The sequence below is a fragment of the Cupriavidus sp. GW822-FHT02D05 genome (assembly GCF_058802485.1).
Map to the genome: position 1 here is coordinate 42,932 of NZ_JBXAOE010000036.1, position 18,895 is coordinate 61,826.

The 18,895-nt window shown below is 65.9% G+C and carries 16 protein-coding genes and 1 tRNA gene; 11 read left to right on the forward strand and 6 right to left on the reverse strand.

The annotated features are described in order from the left end of the window. The first annotated feature begins 8 nt into the window (after positions 1 to 8). The 5 genes from AC1RQK_RS34175 (at position 9) to AC1RQK_RS34195 (ending at position 7,420) form a co-directional block, all read left to right on the forward strand. On the forward strand, positions 9 to 1,205 hold the full coding sequence (locus tag AC1RQK_RS34175) for an SDR family oxidoreductase (RefSeq protein WP_492813799.1): 1,197 nt from the start codon (positions 9 to 11) through the stop codon (positions 1,203 to 1,205). Beyond that, positions 1,202 to 3,610, forward strand: a complete 2,409-nt coding sequence (locus AC1RQK_RS34180; RefSeq protein ID WP_492813801.1) for a penicillin acylase family protein — start codon at positions 1,202 to 1,204, stop codon at positions 3,608 to 3,610. The genes AC1RQK_RS34175 and AC1RQK_RS34180 overlap by 4 nt, the downstream gene beginning before the upstream one ends. Positions 3,611 to 3,811: 201 nt before the next feature. Beyond that, complete coding sequence (fusA, locus tag AC1RQK_RS34185; RefSeq protein WP_416049202.1) at positions 3,812 to 5,920, forward strand: elongation factor G; 2,109 nt, start codon at positions 3,812 to 3,814, stop codon at positions 5,918 to 5,920. Positions 5,921 to 5,995: 75 nt separating this feature from the next. Continuing rightward, positions 5,996 to 6,277, forward strand: a complete 282-nt coding sequence (locus tag AC1RQK_RS34190; RefSeq protein ID WP_492813803.1) for a hypothetical protein — start codon at positions 5,996 to 5,998, stop codon at positions 6,275 to 6,277. Between the two features lie 159 nt (positions 6,278 to 6,436). Beyond that, a complete protein-coding gene (locus AC1RQK_RS34195; RefSeq protein WP_492813805.1) occupies positions 6,437 to 7,420 on the forward strand; it encodes a tripartite tricarboxylate transporter substrate binding protein in 984 nt (327 codons plus the stop codon). A gap of 156 nt (positions 7,421 to 7,576) precedes the next feature. Here AC1RQK_RS34195 and AC1RQK_RS34200 read toward each other — a convergent pair. The 3 genes from AC1RQK_RS34200 to fdxA all read right to left on the reverse strand — a co-directional run bounded on the left by AC1RQK_RS34200 (position 7,577) and on the right by fdxA (position 9,392). Then, a tRNA-Asn gene (locus tag AC1RQK_RS34200) sits at positions 7,577 to 7,652 on the reverse strand. Between the two features lie 208 nt (positions 7,653 to 7,860). Continuing rightward, positions 7,861 to 8,970, reverse strand: a complete 1,110-nt coding sequence (locus AC1RQK_RS34205) for an NAD(P)/FAD-dependent oxidoreductase (protein ID WP_150983139.1) — start codon at positions 8,968 to 8,970, stop codon at positions 7,861 to 7,863. Positions 8,971 to 9,068: 98 nt separating this feature from the next. Continuing rightward, the gene (fdxA, locus tag AC1RQK_RS34210; RefSeq protein ID WP_043347955.1) at positions 9,069 to 9,392 is read right to left on the reverse strand and encodes a ferredoxin FdxA; all 324 of its coding nucleotides are present in this window, start codon (positions 9,390 to 9,392) and stop codon (positions 9,069 to 9,071) included. Positions 9,393 to 9,745: 353 nt separating this feature from the next. On the opposite strand from fdxA, the gene AC1RQK_RS34215 reads away from it, so the two are divergent. The 6 genes from AC1RQK_RS34215 (at position 9,746) to AC1RQK_RS34240 (ending at position 16,454) form a co-directional block, all read left to right on the forward strand. After that, positions 9,746 to 10,279 (forward strand): hypothetical protein, encoded by a 534-nt coding sequence (locus AC1RQK_RS34215; RefSeq protein ID WP_492813808.1) that lies wholly within the window; start codon positions 9,746 to 9,748, stop codon positions 10,277 to 10,279. A gap of 89 nt (positions 10,280 to 10,368) precedes the next feature. Further along, on the forward strand, positions 10,369 to 11,547 hold the full coding sequence (gene pncB, locus AC1RQK_RS34220) for a nicotinate phosphoribosyltransferase (RefSeq protein ID WP_150983141.1): 1,179 nt from the start codon (positions 10,369 to 10,371) through the stop codon (positions 11,545 to 11,547). A gap of 91 nt (positions 11,548 to 11,638) precedes the next feature. Then, positions 11,639 to 12,325 (forward strand): LutC/YkgG family protein, encoded by a 687-nt coding sequence (locus AC1RQK_RS34225; protein WP_492813810.1) that lies wholly within the window; start codon positions 11,639 to 11,641, stop codon positions 12,323 to 12,325. Between the two features lie 177 nt (positions 12,326 to 12,502). Next, positions 12,503 to 13,945 (forward strand): sodium:proton antiporter, encoded by a 1,443-nt coding sequence (locus AC1RQK_RS34230; protein ID WP_492813812.1) that lies wholly within the window; start codon positions 12,503 to 12,505, stop codon positions 13,943 to 13,945. Positions 13,946 to 13,953: 8 nt separating this feature from the next. Further along, positions 13,954 to 14,952 (forward strand): 2-hydroxyacid dehydrogenase, encoded by a 999-nt coding sequence (locus AC1RQK_RS34235; protein WP_492813814.1) that lies wholly within the window; start codon positions 13,954 to 13,956, stop codon positions 14,950 to 14,952. 32 nt (positions 14,953 to 14,984) lie between these two features. Further along, positions 14,985 to 16,454, forward strand: a complete 1,470-nt coding sequence (locus AC1RQK_RS34240; RefSeq protein ID WP_492374606.1) for a DNA recombination protein RmuC — start codon at positions 14,985 to 14,987, stop codon at positions 16,452 to 16,454. A 72-nt stretch (positions 16,455 to 16,526) separates the two neighbouring features. Here AC1RQK_RS34240 and AC1RQK_RS34245 read toward each other — a convergent pair whose 3' ends face one another. The 3 genes from AC1RQK_RS34245 to mobA all read right to left on the reverse strand — a co-directional run bounded on the left by AC1RQK_RS34245 (position 16,527) and on the right by mobA (position 18,889). Beyond that, the gene (locus tag AC1RQK_RS34245; protein WP_006158586.1) at positions 16,527 to 16,793 is read right to left on the reverse strand and encodes a hypothetical protein; all 267 of its coding nucleotides are present in this window, start codon (positions 16,791 to 16,793) and stop codon (positions 16,527 to 16,529) included. A gap of 183 nt (positions 16,794 to 16,976) precedes the next feature. Continuing rightward, complete coding sequence (moeA, locus tag AC1RQK_RS34250) at positions 16,977 to 18,254, reverse strand: molybdopterin molybdotransferase MoeA (protein WP_492813817.1); 1,278 nt, start codon at positions 18,252 to 18,254, stop codon at positions 16,977 to 16,979. A gap of 35 nt (positions 18,255 to 18,289) precedes the next feature. Next, complete coding sequence (gene mobA / locus AC1RQK_RS34255; RefSeq protein ID WP_183034275.1) at positions 18,290 to 18,889, reverse strand: molybdenum cofactor guanylyltransferase MobA; 600 nt, start codon at positions 18,887 to 18,889, stop codon at positions 18,290 to 18,292. Between the last annotated feature and the right edge of the window lie 6 nt (positions 18,890 to 18,895).

Sequence of the window (18,895 nt, forward strand, 5' to 3'; positions counted from 1 at the left end):
AGAACGCCATGATGTGGGATTGGCACGCCAGCCTGCCCGCGCAGGATCTCGCCGCCCGTGCGCGTGCCTGCGAGACACGCCTGCCCGGCGTCGACTCCCTGCTGCTGACCGGCGCCACCGGCTTTATCGGCGGCAATGTGATGGTGGCCGCCATCAACGCCGGCCTGGCCCGGCGCTTGCTCTGCCTGGTGCGCGGCGTGGATGCCGCGGATGCACTGGCTCGCCTGCGCGAGAACGCCATCCAGTGCGGCCTGTTGCGCAGCCGGGTGGACTGGCTCACCGAGGACAACGTATTGCTTGGCGCGCTGGACAGCGATTTTGAGCCTGCCGCGCAGGCGCGCCTAGCTGGCGTCACCCATGTCATCAACTGCGCCGCGATGGCCTCGTTCTCCGCCGATGCGCAGGTCACGCGCATCAACGTGGAAGATACGTTGCGCTTTGCCTCGCGCTTCGCGGGCAGCGCAGCCTTGCAGCGCTTCATTCATGTCGGCACCGCGATGGCTTGCGGCACGCAGCGCGGGCCGAGGATTGCCGAGCGGGATGCTGGCCATGGCGGCACCAGCGATCTCAGCCACCTGGTGCCTTACACGCGCAGCAAGCAGGAAGTGGAGGTGCTGCTGCGCCACAGCTTGCCCGACCTGCCGCTGGTGGTGGCGCGTCCCTCCATCGTGGTGGGGCATACCGTGCTGGGCACGCAGCCCTCGGCCAGCATCTTCTGGCTCTTCCGGATCATCCATCAGTCGCGCCGCTATACCGCGGGCCCGCTTACCCGCATCGACGTGATCGCGGTGGACGACTGCGCGCGGGCGCTGCTGCGTCTCGCGGTCAAGCCCGAACTAGCTTTCGATGCCTACCATCTCTCGGCCGGCGCGCGCGCGCCCACTATCGCGCAGGTGATCGCCGCCATGGACGAGGCGGTCTCGAGCGATGGCGAGCCCGCCTATCGCAGGTGCCCGGCCAGCGAACTCCCCGCGCTGGCGAGCGACGTGGCGCGCAAGGAGCGCAACAGCAACCGGCGCCTGATCGAGCGCGCACTGCGGCTGTACTCGGGTTTTGCCGAGCTTGGCTATGTCTTCGACAACGGGCGCATCCGGCAGGAGATCGATTTCGAGCCCTTGTCGATCACGGACTATGTCAGCGAATGCATGCGCACGTCGCGCGGCGTTGGCATCCTCGAGCAGATGAGTTGGGATTTCAAGTCATGACGGGCATGCGTTGCGCCGTGGCCGCTTGCGTTGTCATTGGCCGTGGCATGGTGCTGGCCGGCGGGCTCAGTGCCGTGCTGGCCGCCTGCGGCAGCGGCGGGGACGAGGGCGGGCAGGCACAGGGCGAGCGCTACCGCGCGCAGATTCGCCGCACGAGCTACGGTGTGCCGCATGTGATGGCCAACGATGAAGCGGGCCTGGGCTTCGGCGTGGGCTATGCGCAGGCGGAGGATAGCGTGTGCGTGCTGGCCGACCAGTTCCTGACAGTGGCGGGCGAGCGCGCGCGCTACCTGGGCGGCAGCGCAATGGCTGACCCGGACCGGCTCTTCGACAACCGCGGCTCCGATTTTTTCTACGCGCAGCTCAACCAGGCCAGCACGCTTGACGACGCGTGGCGCGCGCAGCCGCCCGAAGTGCGCCAACTGCTCATGGGCTATGCGGCGGGCTACAACCGCTTCCTGAAGGAAGCCGGCCGGCTGGCGTTGCCTCAGGCCTGCCGCAACGCGCCGTGGGTGCGGGATATCACCGAGCGCGACCTGTTGCGCCTGATGCGCTTCTACACCTCGCTGGACGGCGCGGTGGCTTTCGCCCCAGGGTTGGTGGCTGCCGAGCCGCCGCGCGCCGATGCAGCGCCCGAGCCGGCGCGCCGTGCGCGGGTGGCGCTCGCGCAAGCGGCGGTGGCAGGGCGCGCGAGCGCCTATCGGACCGGCAGCAACGGCGTGGCCCTGGGCCGCGATGCTACCGAGAATGGCCAGGGCATGCTGCTGGGCAATCCCCACTTTCCCTGGCAAGGCATTACGCGCATGGTGCAGCTGCATCTCACGCTGCCGGGCCGCATGGATGTGATGGGCGCCACGCTGCCGGGCATCCCGCTGGTTGGCATCGGCTTCACGCGCGAGTTTGCCTGGACCCACACCACGACGTCCTCCGCGCATGAAACCTTGTTCGAGCTGGAGCTCGATCCGGCCGATCCCACGCGCTACCGCGTGGGCGGCGCCTACCGGCCGATGCGGCGCCAGCTGGTGACGATCGACGTGCGCCGCGCCGACGGCACCATCGCGCAAGAGTCGCACACGTTCTACTTAAGCGATTTCGGCATGGTGCTGGCGTTGCCGGACATCGTGCCAGGTTACGGCTGGACCACGGCCAAGGCCTACGCCTTGCGCGATGCCAATACCGAGAATCACCGGATGCTGGCCCAGTGGCATGCGATGAACAGTGCGCGTTCGCTGCGACAGCTCAGGGAGTCGGTCGAGCGTGTCCTGGGCAATCCGTGGAACAACACCATCGCGGTGGACAGCGGCGGCACGGCATTGTTCATGGCGGCAACGCCGGTGCCGAATGTCAGCGAGGCTCAGCTTGCCCAATGCGGGCGAGGCACGGCGGCAGGCAGGTTTGTGCTGCGCGGCACGCAGTTGTGCCATTGGGGCGATTATCCAGACACGCCGCAACGCGGCATCGTTGACGCCGCGCATCTGCCGGCCATCGAGCGCCACGACTACGTGCAGAACGCGAACGACAGCGCCTGGCTGACCCAGCCGGCCGCGCCGATCACCGGGTACTCGCCACTGGTGAGCCAGTCCGGCTATCCGCAAGGCGGGCGTACGCGCATTGGCATCGCGCAGCTGGAAGCCCGGCTCGCTGGCAGCGATGGCCTGCCGGGGCGCCACATGACGCAGGCGCAGCTCAAGGACATGACCCTCAGCAATCGTGTGTACTTCGCGGAGCAGGTGATGGACGACGTGCTCGCGCTGTGCCGCACCACGCCGGTAGCGCAGACGCGCGATGGCGTGCCGGTCAGGCTGGGCGCCGCTTGCGAACGCCTGGCGCAATGGGACCGGAAGGCCGAGCTGGGCAGCAACATCGGCTATCTCTACTTCGAGAAATTCTTCGCAGCCATCAGCACGCAGCCCTCGGTCTGGGCCGTGCCATTCGATGCGCGCGACCCGGCCCGCACGCCGCGCGGCCTGAAGCTGGGCGATGCCGCCGTCGCGGGGCAGCTGCGGCGGGCGCTGGCCGACGCGGTGCATGCGGTGGATAGCACTGGCATGCGGCCCGATATCACCTGGGGCGAGGTGCAGGGCGCACAGCGCGGCACGCGCAGGGTTCCTATCCATGGTGGCGCCGATGCGCTGGGTGTCTACAACATGATGGAAACCCGGGATCTGCCCGATGGCAAGCGCGAGGTCGTGCATGGCACCAGTTACCTGCAAGTGGTGTCGTTCAGCGTTGCGGGGCCGCATGCCGAAGCGTTCCTTGCCTATTCGCAATCGTCGGACCCGGCGTCGCCGCATGCAGCCGACCAGACCGAGCGTTTTTCCGGCAAGCGCTGGATTGCCTTGCCATTTACCGACGCGCAGATTAACGCCGACCCTGGTTTCAGCGAGAGGCAGATCGCGCAATGAAGGGGCCCCTGGCCGCGGCACGCTTGCCGGCCTGGCACTGGCGCGAACGTGATGCTGGCGGTACTTGCCGCCGGCGCATGAGCTAGGGCGAGGTAGGCCGGCACTGGCCGTGCCGGCCCGGCGAGCCGCGCGTGGCGTACCTTACGATGCGGCGCCTGTAGAAGTGTTACTCTTTTGAGTGATGCCTACCAGGAGATCACCGTGAGCCGCAAAACCCCCATCGAGCGCTATCGGAACATCGGTATCAGCGCGCACATCGACGCTGGCAAGACCACCACCACCGAACGCATCCTCTTCTACACCGGGGTCAACCACAAGATCGGCGAAGTCCACGACGGCGCAGCCACCATGGATTGGATGGAGCAGGAGCAGGAGCGCGGCATCACCATCACCTCGGCCGCCACCACGGCGTTCTGGAAGGGGATGGCCGGCAATTATCCTGAACATCGCATCAATATCATCGACACCCCCGGGCACGTGGATTTCACGATCGAGGTGGAGCGCTCGATGCGTGTGCTCGATGGTGCCTGCATGGTCTATGACGCGGTGGGCGGCGTGCAGCCGCAGTCGGAAACGGTCTGGCGCCAGGCCAACAAATACAAGGTGCCGCGCATCGCCTTTGTCAACAAGATGGACCGCGTCGGCGCGGACTTCTTCCGGGTGCGCTCGCAGATTGCCGAGCGGCTCAAGGGCACGCCGGTGCCGGTCCAGATACCGATCGGCGCCGAGGAAGGCTTCCAGGGGGTGATCGACCTGGTCAAGATGAAGGCGACCGTCTGGGACGACACCAGCCAGGGGCTGCACTTCGAATATCGCGAGGTGCCGCCCGAACTGCTGGAACTGGCCAAGGAATGGCGCGAGAAGATGGTCGAGGCCGCGGCGGAAGCCAGCGATGAGCTGCTGCACAAGTACCTCGGCGGCGAGCTGCTGACGGAGGACGAGATCAGGGCCGCGCTGCGCAAGCGCACCGTTGCCAACGAGATCGTACCGATGCTGTGCGGCAGCGCGTTCAAGAACAAGGGCGTGCAGACGCTGCTCGATGCGGTGATCGACTACCTGCCGTCGCCGGCGGACGTGCCCGCGATTCTCGGCCATACCGAGGACGACAAGGAGGCTGAGCGCCATCCCAATGACGACGAGCCGTTCTCCGCGCTGGCCTTCAAGATCATGACCGATCCCTTCGTCGGGCAGTTGATCTTCTTCCGCGTCTACTCGGGCGTGGTGAACTCCGGCGACACGGTCTACAACCCGGTCAAGGAAAAGAAGGAGCGGCTGGGGCGGATCCTGCAGATGCACGCCAATGTGCGCAGCGAAATCAAGGAAGTGCGCGCTGGCGACATTGCTGCGGCGGTAGGGCTGAAAGAGGCCACCACCGGTGACACGCTATGCGATCCCGATCATGTGATCATCCTCGAACGCATGAGCTTCCCGGACCCGGTGATCTCGCAGGCGGTCGAGCCCAAGACCAAGGCCGACCAGGAGAAGATGGGCCTGGCGCTGAATCGCCTGGCGCAGGAAGACCCTTCGTTCCGCGTGCATACCGACGAGGAGTCGGGCCAGACCATTATCTCTGGCATGGGCGAGCTTCACCTGGAAATCCTGGTCGATCGCATGCGCCGCGAGTTTGGTGTGGAGGCCTCGGTCGGCAAGCCGCAGGTGGCTTACCGCGAGACCATCAAGCAGGGGGTGAAGGACATCGAAGGCAAGTTCGTCAAGCAGTCCGGTGGGCGCGGCCAGTACGGCCACGTGGTGCTCGATCTGGCGCCGCAGGCGCCGGGCAAGGGCTATGAGTTCGTCGATGCCATCAAGGGCGGCGTGGTGCCGCGCGAGTTCATTCCCGCCGTGGACAAGGGCATCCGCGAAACGCTGGCGTCGGGCGTGCTGGCCGGCTACCCGGTGGTGGACGTCAAGGCCACGCTGGTGTTCGGCTCCTATCACGATGTCGACTCCAACGAGAATGCCTTCCGCATGGCCGGCTCGATGGCGTTCAAGGAGGGCATGCGCCGCGCCAAGCCGATCCTGCTCGAGCCGATGATGGCAGTGGAGGTCGAAACGCCCGAGGAATTCACTGGCAACGTGATGGGCGACCTGTCATCGCGCCGGGGCATCGTGCACGGCATGGAGGACATCGCGGGCGGAGGCGGCAAGTCGGTGCGCGCAGAAGTGCCGCTGGCCACCATGTTCGGCTACTCGACCTCGCTGCGGTCCCTGACCCAGGGCCGCGCCACCTACACCATGGAGTTCAAGCACTACACGGAAGCCCCGGCGAGCGTGGCCGAGGCAGTCATCAACAGCCGGCACACGCGCTAGCGCGCATGGAATGGCCGGGCAGGGAAATGGCGCCGCGCGCCACGCGGCGCCGCTTCGACTTGACGGGAGAGTGCAATGGCCAAGCATCCGTTTTCCCAATTCCCCGAGGACGAACAACGAGAAGTCGTGGCCCTGTGCACGCGGCTCGGCTTTGTGCCGGGGGACTTCGAGATCTCCGACGAAGGCTTCCAGCCCGATGACGGCGACCCGGCGCAACGCCAGGTCAGCGTGCGGCGCCCCGCAATGGACGCGCAGAGCGCCTATGATGCGAGCGAAGGGGCCGGCTGGATCGAGGAGTTCGAGAGCGATCTCGAATGCGGCCTGTTCGGGCAACCTTCAGGGCGGGCGTCAGCCTAGAGTCCACGCACCGGCGCGGCGTCCTGCCGCGCCACAGAAATAATTTGGAGACAATCTATGCAGCAGGGTTTGCCGGCTGGCGTGTCAGCGCTTGTGCGTTCTTTCTGGCCATCTTTTTCGTCTGCCTTCCCGTCGGTTTTTGCCTCATCGTCCCCGGCCGTGCATGCCGGCAGGCGCAGGCAGCTTGCCGCATGGCTCGCCACCGCGCTCCTTGGCCTGCCGGCGTTGGTCGCGGCACAGGCGGTGGATAGCTATCCCTCCAAGCCGATTCGCGTCGTGGTGCCTTATTCGGCGGGCGGTGGCGCGGACAGCGCGGCGCGCGTCATCACCGCTCAGATGAGCGTGCTGCTCAAGCAGCAGGTGGTGATCGACAACAAGCCGGGCGCCAGCGGCACCATCGGCGCCGCGGCGGTCGCGCAGGCGCCGGCCGATGGCTATGTGGTGCTGTACGACGCGTCCACTTTCGTTGTCAATCCGGCGCTGCGCAAGCTGCCGTTCGATGCGGCCAAGGATTTCCTGCCGGTCTCGCTGGCGGTCACGGCGCCCAATATCCTGGTGGTGCCACCCAACGCCCCCTACAAGACGGTTGGCGAGTTCCTCGGCTACGCACGTCAGCATCCCGGCAAGACAACCTACGCGTCGTACGGTCCCGGCAGCCCCGCACACATGGTTGGGGAACTGCTCAAGAGCCAGGCCAAGGTCGACCTGCTGCATGTGCCGTACAAAGGCGGCGCGCCGGCGCTGACCGACGTGATGGGCGGACAGGTCGATGCCTACTTCGCCAACGCGGCGTCGGGCTTGCCCTATGTGAAGGCCGGCAAGCTGCGGGCGCTGGCCGTGACTTCCGCCAAGCGCATGCCGGCGTTGCCCGACGTGCCGACGTTGGTGGAAAGCGGGCTGGCGGGTTTCGACGTGCTGGAGTGGAATGGTTTCTTCGTGCCCAAGGGCACGCCGCCGCAGGTGGTGGAGCGGCTGGCGGCGGCCGTGCAGGCCGCGGTCAGCGATCCCAAGGTTCATGCCCGGTTGCTGGATCTTGGTGTGGTGCCGGTCGGCAGCGGTCCACAGGCCTTCGGGCAATTCCTGCAAACCGAGCTGACGCGCTGGGCGCGGCTGGTCAAGCAGAACGGCATTGCGATCGAGTAGGGGGGGGCTGGGCGGGCGGGATGTGGCTGCGGGGCTTGGACCCGCAGCGGTTCCGCGGCCGGGCGCGGCGTTACGATGCCGAAGCACGATGCATCGAAGAAGGTAGACGTACAAATGGAAAAGGCCCGCAATTTCTTGCGGGCCCTTCACATTCTTTGGCTCCCCGAGCTGGGCTCGAACCAGCGACCTGCGGATTAACAGTCCGTCGCTCTACCAACTGAGCTATCAGGGAACAGCTGAGAAAAGGATTGTAACCAGTTTCTCGTTTATCCGTCAACACCTGCGCTGTAATTTCTTACTGCCGGTACTGCGGAACTTCTGGTTCCGCCCCGATGTTCCGAGGCAGGGCCGCATTATAGAAGGTCTTTCAGGTCTTTGCCATAAAAAAACCGCCCCGAAGGGCGATTTTTTTTCCACGCGCTGAGTCAGGCGCGCCAGGTTCAGTCGAACACCGGCGAATCGACACCGAGGATCTTGTGCAGCTTTGGCGAGGTGGTCGTGTACTGCATGTGGATCTTCTTCTCGGGGAAGATGTAGGGCGCGGCGCCGAAGGCAGCCAGCGCGGCTTCATGGAAGCCCGAGAGGATCAGCTTCTTCTTGCCGGGGTAGGTGTTGATGTCACCCACCGCGAAGATGCCCGGGATGTTGGTCTCGAACTTCTCCGTGTCCACCTTGATCTGCTTGCGCTCCAGGTCCAGGCCCCATTCGGCGATCGGGCCCAGCTTGGGCGACAGGCCGAAGAACACCAGCAGGTCGTCGAGCGGCAGGCGGCGGGTCACGCCGTCGGCGCCCGTCACCTTGATCTCCGTGAGCAGGCCGTCCTTTTCCTCATAGCCGCTGATTTGGCCCACCAGGAACTGCATCTCCATCTGCTCGCACAAGTCCTTCATCTTGGCGACCGATGCCGGCGCGGCGCGGAAGCCGTCGCGGCGATGGATCATCACCACCGATTCGGCCTTGCCGACCAGGTCCAGCGTCCAGTCGAGCGCGGAGTCGCCACCACCGACCACGACCAGGTTGCGGCCGTGGAAGCGGCTCGGATCCTTGACGCGGTAGAACAGCTGCTTGCCGTCGAACTTGTCGATGCCGTCCACCTTGACCGTGCGTGGCTGGAATGAACCCACGCCGGCGGCGATGAAGATGGTCTTGGTGATGAAGCGGGTGCCGAGCGAGGTTTCGACGAAGAAGCGGCCATCTTCGCGGCGCTCCACCACGGCCACTTCCTGGCCCAGGTGGAAGGTCGGCTCGAACGGCTCGATCTGCTTGAGCAGGTTGTCCGTCAGTTCCTGGCCGGTGCAGATGGGCACGGCTGGGATGTCGTAGATGGGCTTGTCCGGATAGAGCTCCACGCACTGGCCGCCAACCACCTTGAGGGAGTCGATCACGTGCGCCTTGATTTCGAGCAGGCCCAGTTCGAAGACCTGGAAGAGTCCGACCGGACCGGCACCGACGATCAGCGCGTCGATTTCCAGCGGGTGACCGCCGCCAGCGTTGCCGGCGGCAACGTGGTTGGTGGCGTCGGCAACGGGGTTAGGGATGCTCAAGTCCATATTCGTCCTGATACGTTGTGGGCACAGGCGTGCCCGGCATTACGGGAAAGCGCGTGGGTGGGGACGGCTTTCTGACCTGTCTTTTGGCGTTGCAGGTATCAGCGTTGCAGGTACTGCAGCTTCTCGGCCGTGTCCTTCCATTCCTCGGCTTCGGCCAGCGGGGCCTTGGTCTTAGTGATGGAGGGCCAGTTGCGTGCCAGCTCGGCGTTCAGGTCGATGAACTGTTGCTGGTCGCCCGGCACGTCTTCCTCGGCGTAGATCGCGTTGACCGGGCATTCCGCCACGCACACCGCGCAATCGATACACTCATCCGGGTCGATGGCGAGGAAGTTGGGGCCTTCGCGGAAACAATCGACCGGACACACGTCAACGCAGTCGGTATAGCGGCAACGGATGCAGGATTCGGTGACAACGTGAGTCATTTCGGTTCCAGAAAAACGGGATCGGCTTCGATGGGAATGGATTTGGCCTGTTGTGCCTTGCTCATCACGCCGGTGCGGACCCGACCCAGAGTTCACCGGGTTCACTATACGCGGCGCGAGCGAAGGCCGTGGCCTATCAAAGACCGATATTGTAGCTGAGCCATAACGCTAGGGTAGTCGCTCTATATAGCCAGATCAGATAGTTTTCTTATTTCTTTATGTGCATTTGATCCAAGACAGTTGGCGTCACGCCTGCCGATGTGCTTTTCTGGCCGGTGCGGCGTTGCCGTTGTATGCTGCCTGAGCTTGCCTGCGCGGTATTGCCGCGTGCCTAACCGAGTGAGGAGTGCTCCATGCCAAGACCAGTCCGGGAGTCGCCGCGCAACTGCCGTTTCAGCCAGGCGGTGAGCGCGTTGCTATGCCTGGCGGCGCTGGCCATGCCTGCCGCGCATGCGCAGACCCTGGCCAAGGCCGGACCGCCGGACAGCGTGGTGGCCCGCCTGATGGCCTGGCGCATGATGAGCGACAGGCCGGTATCGCTGAGTGCGCTGGCACTCTTCGACTGGGATGATTTCGGCGTGGTGGTCGAGGCGGCGGGGGAGGGCATGGCCAACTGCGGCCAGGCCGGCTTCCTGCCATGCGACGCCAGCCTGCAGCCCGAACGCGGCGCGCCGGTGCAGGTGCTGGTGTTCCGTCGCGGCACGCGGCGGGTCTACCAGGAGCGCATCACGGCCCGTTCGGCAACCTTCGCCGAACCGCTGCCCGCCGAAGTGCCCCGGGCGCAGGCCACGCTGGTTGGCTGCCCTGGCTATCGCGGGCAGGTCCTGTGGTGCCTGCGCGGCAGCGCGCGGGGCCGCCAGCCTGATCCTTTCCTCGATGGCGCATGAGGCCGGCGTGGCCGATGCGGCTCCATAGCTTGAGCGCCGCGCTTTCGGGTAGCATGGCGCTCTGACCCGGCACTGCCGTTTGGCCCGACATGATCATTACCTCATTGCTCGACACCGACCTGTACAAGTTCACCATGATGCAGGTGGTGCTGCATCACTTCCCGGCGGCACAGGTCGAATACCGCTTCAAATGCCGTAACGCGGGGGTCGACCTGACGCCCTACGTGGACGAGATCCGCGAAGAAGTGGCGCAGCTCTGCCAGGTCCGCTTTACGCCGGACGAGCTGCAATACCTGCGCGAGCTACGTTTTATCAAGAGCGATTTCGTCGACTTCCTCGGCCTGTTCCACCTCAACGAGAAATACGTGACGATCGCGCCTGCCGCTCCCGGCAGCGGCGAGATCGAGATCACCATCCGCGGGCCGTGGCTGCATACCATCCTGTTCGAGGTGCCGTTGCTGGCCATCGTCAACGAGGTCTATTTCCGCCGCACCCAGCCGCAACCTGACTGGAGCGAGGGGCGCAAGCGCCTGGAAGACAAACTGGCCTTGCTGAAGATGCCTGCCCACGCGGACTGCGTGATCGCCGACTACGGCTCGCGTCGCCGCTTTTCGCGCGACTGGCAGGAGGAGGTGTTGCGGACCATGCGCCGGGTACTCGGCCCGCAACTGGCCGGCACCAGCAATGTGCATTTCGCGCGCACGCATAACCTGGTTCCGCTCGGCACCATGGCGCATGAATACCTGCAGGCCTGCCAGGCCCTGGGGCCGCGGCTGCGCGACTCGCAGGTGTTCGCGCTGGAAGTCTGGGCCAAGGAATACCGAGGCGATCTCGGCATTGCCTTGTCCGACACCTATGGCTTCGACGCCTTCCTGCGCGATTTCGACCTGTACTTCTGCAAGCTGTTCGACGGCGTGCGGCACGATTCCGGCGACCCCATCGCCTGGGGCGAACGCATGCTGGCGCACTACGCCGCCAGCCGCGTCGACCCGTTGGGCAAGACGCTGATCTTCAGCGACAGCCTCGACATCCCGCGCGTGATCGAGCTGTACGAGCGCTTTGGCGGGCGCTGCCGGCTTGCCTTTGGCGTGGGCACCAACCTGACCAACGATCTGGGCTACACGCCGCTGCAGATTGTCATCAAGATGACCCGCTGCAATGGCCAGCCAGTGGCCAAGCTGTCGGACACGCCCGAGAAGACCATGTGCGACGATCCCGCCTACCTGGCGTACCTGCGGCAGGTGTTCGGCATCAAGGCGCCGGCGTAGCGCTCGAGTTCGATGCAGGCGCGCCGTTGCTGCAGCCCACAGATCCCTAAGCCACTAAGTCACGAAGCCTCCAACCTCCGGAAACCGACTCATGGATACCACCTCCGCCCGCGATCGCATCTTTGCCCGCATCCGCGCCGCCCAGGGCCGCGCGCCCGGGGTGAGCAACGGCGAGCGCGCGGCGGTGGCCGACTATCTCGCGCGCCATCCCGCCGGGCCCCGTCCGCCAGCGCCGGTGGACCGGATCCAGGCCTTCCACGAACAGGCGCAGAAAATGGCCTCCACGGTGGAGCGGGTGGCCACGATGGCCGATGTGCCAGCCGCGGCCGCGCGCTACCTGGACAGCCTTGGCCTGGCGCGCCGCGCCGTGGCCTGGGATACCCTGGCGGCACTGGACTGGCAAGGGCAGGGCATGATCGTGGAGTGCCGCCCGCCCATCCGCGACGCGCAGGCCGATCACGACCATGGCGACATGGTCGGCATCACGGGCTGCTTTTGCGCGATCGCCGAGACCGGCTCGCTGATGCTGCTGTCCGGCCCGCAGACCTTCGCTTCGGCGGCGCTGCTGCCGGAGACGCATATCGCGGTGGTGCCGGTCTCGCGCATCGTCGATGGCCTGGAGGACGCCTTCGCGCTGGTGCGCAGCGAGCGCGGGGAGCTGCCCCGTGCTACCAATACCATCAGCGGGCCCTCGCGCACCGGCGACATCGAGCAGACCATCGTGCTCGGCGCGCACGGCCCTTACCGCGTGCACGTGATCCTCGTCGAGCAGGACTGAGCGCGGTAGTCCAGGGCGTCCGGAATCGGCGGCGCCGCGCGGCGATTGCTTTACACTTGAGGGTCTCGCCGCGCGCCTGCGGCCCGCTTGCCGGGCCATTCGGGCTCGTGCGCTTTCTCCGCTCGCGGCCGCCATCAGGCCCGGGTGACGCAATCCGATACAAGGAGATCCCGCCCGATGCGACGTGCCCCCGCACTGCTGTCCCCGCTGGCCCCGCTGTTGTTCACCCTGCTGTTCACGCTGGCGCCGAGCCTGGCTCATGCCGCCGATCTCGATGGCGCCACGCTGTCGCCAATGTGGGCGTTGCCCTTCGCCGGCACCTTGCTGTCGATCGCGCTGTTCCCGTTGATCGCGCCGCGCTTCTGGCATCACCACTACGGCAAGATCATCGCAGCCTGGGCAGTGCTATTCCTGGTACCGTTCGCGCAGGCCTTCGGCATGCATGCCGCCGCCGCCAATGCCGTGCACGCGCTGCTGTCGGAGTACATCCCCTTTATCGCGCTGATCGCCGCACTCTATATCGTGGCCGGCGGCATCTGCGTGCGTGGCAACCTGCATGGCACGCCGCGCCTGAATACCGGCCTGCTTGCACTCGGCACGGTGCTGGCCAGCCTGATGGGCACCACCGGCGCCGCCATGCTGCTGATCCGGCCGCTGCTGCGCGCCAACGACAACCGCAGGCATGTGGCGCACGTGGTGGTGTTCTTTATTTTCCTGGCGGCCAATGCGGGTGGCGCGCTGACGCCGCTGGGCGATCCGCCGCTGTTCCTGGGTTTCCTGAAAGGCGTGGATTTTTTCTGGACCCTGCGCAACATCCTGCCCGAGACGCTGTTCATCTGCATCGCGCTGCTGGTGATTTTCTATTTCGTCGATCGCTACTACTACCTGAACAAGGAAGAAGAGTTGCCGCAGGCAGCGGACCCCACGCCCGATTCCGCGGGCATCCGCATTGAAGGCAAGCGTAATTTCGTGCTGCTGCTGGCGGTGGTGGGCCTGGTGCTGATGAGCGGGCTGTGGAAGCCCGGTATCGAGTTCAACGTGATGGGCACCATGGTCGGCCTGCCGGCGGCGGTGCGCGATGTGTTGCTGGTGGTGGTGGCGCTCGTGTCCCTGGCAATCACGCCGAGCACGGCGCGCACGGGCAACGAGTTCAACTGGGAACCGATCCTGGAAGTCGGCAAGCTGTTCGCCGGCATATTCCTCACCATCATTCCCGTGATCGCCATGCTCAAGGCCGGTACCGACGGCGCCTTCGCCAGCGTGATCCGCATGGTCAGCGATAGCGGCGGCCAGCCCATCGACAGCATGTACTTCTGGGCCACGGGCATTCTTTCGTCTTTCCTGGACAATGCGCCGACCTACCTGGTGTTCTTCAACACCGCGGGCGGCGATCCCGCCACGCTGATGACGCGCGATGCCTCAACGCTCGCGGCCATCTCGGCCGGCGCCGTGTTCATGGGCGCCAATACCTATATCGGCAACGCGCCCAACCTGATGGTCAAGGCAATTGCCGAAAGCCGCGGCGTGCGCATGCCCAGCTTCTTCGGCTACATGCTGTGGTCGATCTGCGTGCTGGTGCCGCTGTTCCTGGTGATGACCTTTATCTTCTTCCGCGTGTGAGTGTGAGCATGACCAAGCCTTCCGTTCTCGTGACCCGCGCCGTCTTTCCCGAAGTGATCGAACGGCTCGCGCAGTACTTCGACGTCGACGACAACCAGCCGGACGTGGCGCTGGATGGCGCCGCGCTCAAGGCGCGCCTCGCCGGCAAGGCCGGTGTCCTGGCCAATGCCGCGGACCGCATCGATGCCGGCCTGGTGGCCGGGTTGCCGGCCTTGCGCGCGGTCTGCAACATGGCGGTGGGGTACAACAACCTCGATGTGCCGGCGTTGACCGCCGCCGGGATCGTGGCCACCAATACGCCCGATGTGCTGACCGAGACCACGGCCGATTTCGGCTGGGCCTTGCTGATGGCGACCGCGCGCCGTGTGACCGAGTCCGAGCATTGGCTGCGCGCTGGCAAGTGGGAGCGGTGGAGCTACGACATGTTCCTCGGCATGGACCTGTACCGCAGCACGCTTGGCATCCTTGGCATGGGCCGCATCGGCCAGGCCCTGGCACGCCGCGCTGCGGGGTTTGGCATGTCGGTGCTCTATCACAACCGCAGCCGTTTGCCCGAGGACACCGAGCGCGCGCTAAACGCGCGCTATGTCAGCAAGGCCGAGCTGCTGGCACAGTCCGATCATGTGCTGCTGGTGCTGCCGTATAGCGCGCAGAACCATCACAGTATCGGCGCCGCCGAGCTGGCGCAGATGAAGCCGTCGGCCACGCTGGTCAACCTGGCGCGCGGCGGTGTGGTCGACGACGCTGCGCTGGCCCGGGCGCTGCGCGAACGGCGCATCTTTGCTGCCGGGCTCGACGTATTCGAGGCAGAGCCACAGGTCCATCCCGACCTGCTGACGGTGCCCAACGTGGTGCTGACCCCGCATATCGCCAGTGCCTCGGAGAAGACCCGCCGCGCCATGGCAGATCTGGCCGCTGACAACCTGATCGCCGCGCTCGGCGTAGGACCGCAGGCAGGGCAACCGCCTTCCGTGATCAATCCCGAAGTGATGGCGCGCCGCCGCTGATCCTCTCGCTGCCAATACCTGCCAACCTATTCATGACTTTGATTTCCCTGTTGACCCTGGTCCTTGCACTGGCAGCCGTACTACTGCTGGTGGTGTTGCTGCTGCGGCCGCGCGTTGCACAGGACGGCGCCGGCCCGGAGCTGCTGCGCCAGCTCGCCGATCTGCGCGCCGAAGGCGCGCGCGGCAATGAGCGCCTGGAGCGTGAGCTGCGCACCGAGGTCACTGAGAGCGCGCGCGTTGGCCGTGGCGAAGCCGGCCAGCAGATGATGCGTTTCCAGCAGGCTCTGTCCTCGCAGCTCACCAGCATCGCCACGCTGCAGAACAACCAGATCGACATGTTCGCGCAGCAGCTTGCCAAGCTGACCGAGTCCAACGCCCAGCAGCTCGAGCAGGTCCGGCAGAACCTGCTGCAACAAGGCCAGCAGGCGCGCGACGAGCAAGGCAGCGCGTTGCGCCGATTTGGCGACGGGCTGCAGCAGCAACTGGCGCAGATGTCCGAGGGCAACGAGCGCCGCCTGGGCGAAGTGCGCGCCACGCTTGAGCAACGGCTCAAGGAGATCGAGGTCAACAACGCGGCCAAGCTCGAGGAGATGCGCCGCACCGTCGACGAGAAGCTGCACGCCACGCTGGAGCAGCGGCTGGGCGAGTCCTTCAAGCTGGTCTCGGACCGGCTCGAGCAGGTGCACCGGGGCCTTGGCGAAATGCAGGCGCTGGCCCAGGGCGTGGGCGACCTCAAGCGGGTGCTGACCAACGTCAAGTCGCGCGGGACATGGGGCGAAGTGCAGCTGGAGATGCTGCTAGAGCAGGTGCTAACCGCCGAGCAGTACGCCAAGAACGTGGAGACGGTGCGCAATACCGGTGCGCGCGTGGAGTTTGCGATTCGCCTGCCGGGCAAGGACGCTGCCGGCGGGCAGGTGTGGCTGCCCATTGATGCCAAGTTCCCGAAGGAACAGTACGAGCGCCTGCTCGACGCGCAGGAGCGCGGCGATGTCGATGGCGTGGCGCTGGCCGGGCGCGAACTGGAAGCCGCGATCAAGCGCGAGGCTCAGACGATCTCCGAGAAATATGTGTCGCCGCCGGCGACGACGGACTTCGCCATCCTCTTTCTCCCCACCGAGGGGTTGTATGCCGAAGTCTTGCGGCGCCCGGGGCTGGCCGACCTGCTGCAACGCAATTTCCGCGTCACGGTAGCCGGGCCGACCACGCTGGCCGCGTTGCTTAACAGTTTGCAGATGGGGTTTCGCACCCTGGCGCTGGAGCGCCGCTCAAGCGAAGTCTGGGAGGTGCTGGGCGCGGTCAAGACCGAGTTCGGCAAGTTCGGCGATGTGCTGGCCAAGACCCGCGATACGCTGGAACGCGCTGCCCGCAACATCGAGCAGGCCGAGGTGCGTACGCGCCAGATGGAGCGCAAGCTGCGCACCGTGGAAGCGCTGCCGGGCGAGAACGCGCAGGAACTGCTTGGCCTGGCCGCTGTGGTGGATGACGAGACCGCAGGCGGTTGAGGGGCAAAGAACGCTGGGCAAAAAAAAGCGCATCGATTCGATGCGCTTTTTACATTCCGGCGGCTGGCCGTTTCAGGACAAGTCGCGGATTGTCACCTCGATGCCGCCAAAACGCGCTGCCACCCAGTTGTAGGCCTTGCAGGCCAGCCACAGCAGGCCGAAACCGATCAGCGCATTGAGAATCAGTGCCGTGAAGACGGTGATCCCGGGCAGGTCGCCATAGCGGATAAAGGCCACGAACAGCCCCAGCGAGACGATGGGTACCGAAAAGCACAGGTACACGAGCACGAGCGCGCGGGCGGTTTTGACCGGGTGGAGGTACGCAATCTCCTGATTCATGACAGCTTGGGCAGTAAGCAAAGTAATGTTGCGCAAGTGTATCCAATGGGGGAGGCGGCGCATAGTCCGGCACTCGCGGGGTACGGAAAACCGCCGATCTGCTTGCTAAACCCCGGCAAAACTGCTGCGCAAAAACGACACAAAGGTGCAGCCGGCGTACCGTGGCGGGCTTTCTGCCAGCGCTTACATCAGCCCGTCGAACAGCATGACTTCAACCTCGTCGCCGGCGGCGACCATGCCCTGTTCGTGCCCGAGCACGATGAAGCAATTGGCCTCGCTCATCGAGCGCAGCACGCCCGAGCCCTGCTGCCCGGTGATGCTAACCTGCCAGCCGCCCTCCGGGGCAGGCGCCAGGATGCCGCGCTGGTACTCGGTGCGGCCAGGTTTCTTGCGGATAGCTTGGGCGCTGCGCACGCGCATCAGCGGCAGGGGCGCCACCTTGGCGCCCATCTGGCGGTGCAGGGCAGCCCGCACGAAATGATAGAACGTCACCATCACCGCCACGGGGTTGCCCGGCAGGCCGAACAGCAGCGCTTCGCGGCCGTGAGAAGCGATGCGCCCGAAGGCCATGGGCCGGCCGGGGCGCATGGCGATTTTCCAGAAGGTCACATCGCCAAGCTGGGCCATGATCTGCTTGGTGTAGTCGGCTTCTCCCACCGAGACACCGCCCGAGGTGATGACCGCGTCGGCGTTTTCGCACGCGCTGCGCAACGCCGCTTCGAGCGCGGCGGGATCATCGTGCACCACGCCCATGTCGATCAGTTCCACGTTCAGCCGCCGCAGCATGCCGTGCAGCGTGTAGCGGTTTGAGTCGTAGACGCAGCCCGCATCGAGCGGCTCGCCAATGGAGCGCAGTTCGTCCCCGGTGGAGAAGAACGCCACGCGCAGGCGGCGCCGCACCTTGACTTCGGCCACGCCCAGCGACGCCAGCAGCCCAAGGTCGGCCGGCTGCAGGATGCGCCCGGCGGCCAGTGCCGGCTGGCCGATGGCGAGGTCTTCGCCCCGCAGGCGGCGGTTGTCGCCGGCTCGTACCGCCTTGGCATCAAAGCGAATCAGCTCGCCCTCGACATCGACGAATTCCTGTGGAATCACGGTGTCGCAGCCGGACGGCATGATGGCGCCCGTCATGATGCGCGCCGCCTGCCCGCGCGCAACCGCTTGCTCGCAGGCAGCGCCGGCGAAGGCGCTGCCGACCACAGCCAGGGTCACGTTGCCGCCCGCGGCCAACTCGCTGCTGGCGAACGCATAGCCGTCCATGGCGGAGTTGTCGTGCGCAGGCACGTCCAGCATGGAGATGACGTCTTCGGCCAGCACGCGGTCGAGCGCGGTGCGCAGGGCGACCTGCTCGGTGCCCCTCACGGGCTCGACCACCTCGCCGATGATCTGGTTGGCCTGCGCCACCGGCAATGCACCGGGATCGTAGTCGGACAGGCAGGAAATGACGGATTGTAGTGATGGCATGGACCGTTCCCGGGGCAGCGGCCTGGCTTGGGTTGTCAGCGCGCCTCGAGCGTGCGCAACTCATCCAGGGTATTGATATTGGCGAAGGCGCCGGCGTCTTCGAACAGCACTTCGGCCAGGCGGTGCGAGGCGGCCCAGGTTTCGATCTTGCGGCCGCCGCCGTTGAGGAAAGCCACCAGGCCGTCGAGCGCCGTGACCGGCATCAGGCAAAACACCGGCTGGACCTGCCGGCGGCCATCCGCGTCGATGGTGACGGGAATGGCCATCTCGGCGCCTTGCGCGTCGATCGCGCTCGCCAGGCGCGCGGCCAGGTCGGATGGCAGGAAAGGCGAGTCGCAGGGCGCGCTCAGCATCCAGCCCGTCTGGCACTGTTCCAGCCCGGCCAGCATGCCAGCCAGGGGCCCGGCGAAGTCCGGCACCGAATCGGTGACCACCGGCACGCCGAAGGACTCATACGCGGCCAGGTTGCGGTTGGCGTTGATCAGCATGCCGCCGGTCTGCGCGGACAGGCGCATCAGCGTATGCATTGCCATGGGCGCGCCACGAAACGGCTGCAGGCCCTTGTCGGTGCCGCCCATGCGGCTGCCCCTGCCGCCGGCCAGGATCAGGCCGGTAATGTCTTCGCGAGAAATCATCGGGGG

Excerpts from the sequence above, each read along its gene's own strand:
- mobA (WP_183034275.1), bottom strand. The coding sequence starts at position 18,889 with ATGATTTCTCGCGAAGACATTACCGGCCTGATCCTGGCCGGCGGCAGG.
- AC1RQK_RS34215 (WP_492813808.1), top strand. The coding sequence starts at position 9,746 with ATGCCAAGACCAGTCCGGGAGTCGCCGCGCAACTGCCGTTTCAGCCAG.
- pncB (WP_150983141.1), top strand. The coding sequence starts at position 10,369 with ATGATCATTACCTCATTGCTCGACACCGACCTGTACAAGTTCACCATG.
- AC1RQK_RS34205 (WP_150983139.1), bottom strand. The coding sequence starts at position 8,970 with ATGGACTTGAGCATCCCTAACCCCGTTGCCGACGCCACCAACCACGTT.
- AC1RQK_RS34180 (WP_492813801.1), top strand. The coding sequence starts at position 1,202 with ATGACGGGCATGCGTTGCGCCGTGGCCGCTTGCGTTGTCATTGGCCGT.
- AC1RQK_RS34240 (WP_492374606.1), top strand. The coding sequence starts at position 14,985 with ATGACTTTGATTTCCCTGTTGACCCTGGTCCTTGCACTGGCAGCCGTA.
- AC1RQK_RS34225 (WP_492813810.1), top strand. The coding sequence starts at position 11,639 with ATGGATACCACCTCCGCCCGCGATCGCATCTTTGCCCGCATCCGCGCC.
- moeA (WP_492813817.1), bottom strand. The coding sequence starts at position 18,254 with ATGCCATCACTACAATCCGTCATTTCCTGCCTGTCCGACTACGATCCC.
- AC1RQK_RS34245 (WP_006158586.1), bottom strand. The coding sequence starts at position 16,793 with ATGAATCAGGAGATTGCGTACCTCCACCCGGTCAAAACCGCCCGCGCG.
- fdxA (WP_043347955.1), bottom strand. The coding sequence starts at position 9,392 with ATGACTCACGTTGTCACCGAATCCTGCATCCGTTGCCGCTATACCGAC.
- AC1RQK_RS34175 (WP_492813799.1), top strand. The coding sequence starts at position 9 with ATGATGTGGGATTGGCACGCCAGCCTGCCCGCGCAGGATCTCGCCGCC.
- AC1RQK_RS34230 (WP_492813812.1), top strand. The coding sequence starts at position 12,503 with ATGCGACGTGCCCCCGCACTGCTGTCCCCGCTGGCCCCGCTGTTGTTC.
- AC1RQK_RS34190 (WP_492813803.1), top strand. The coding sequence starts at position 5,996 with ATGGCCAAGCATCCGTTTTCCCAATTCCCCGAGGACGAACAACGAGAA.
- AC1RQK_RS34235 (WP_492813814.1), top strand. The coding sequence starts at position 13,954 with ATGACCAAGCCTTCCGTTCTCGTGACCCGCGCCGTCTTTCCCGAAGTG.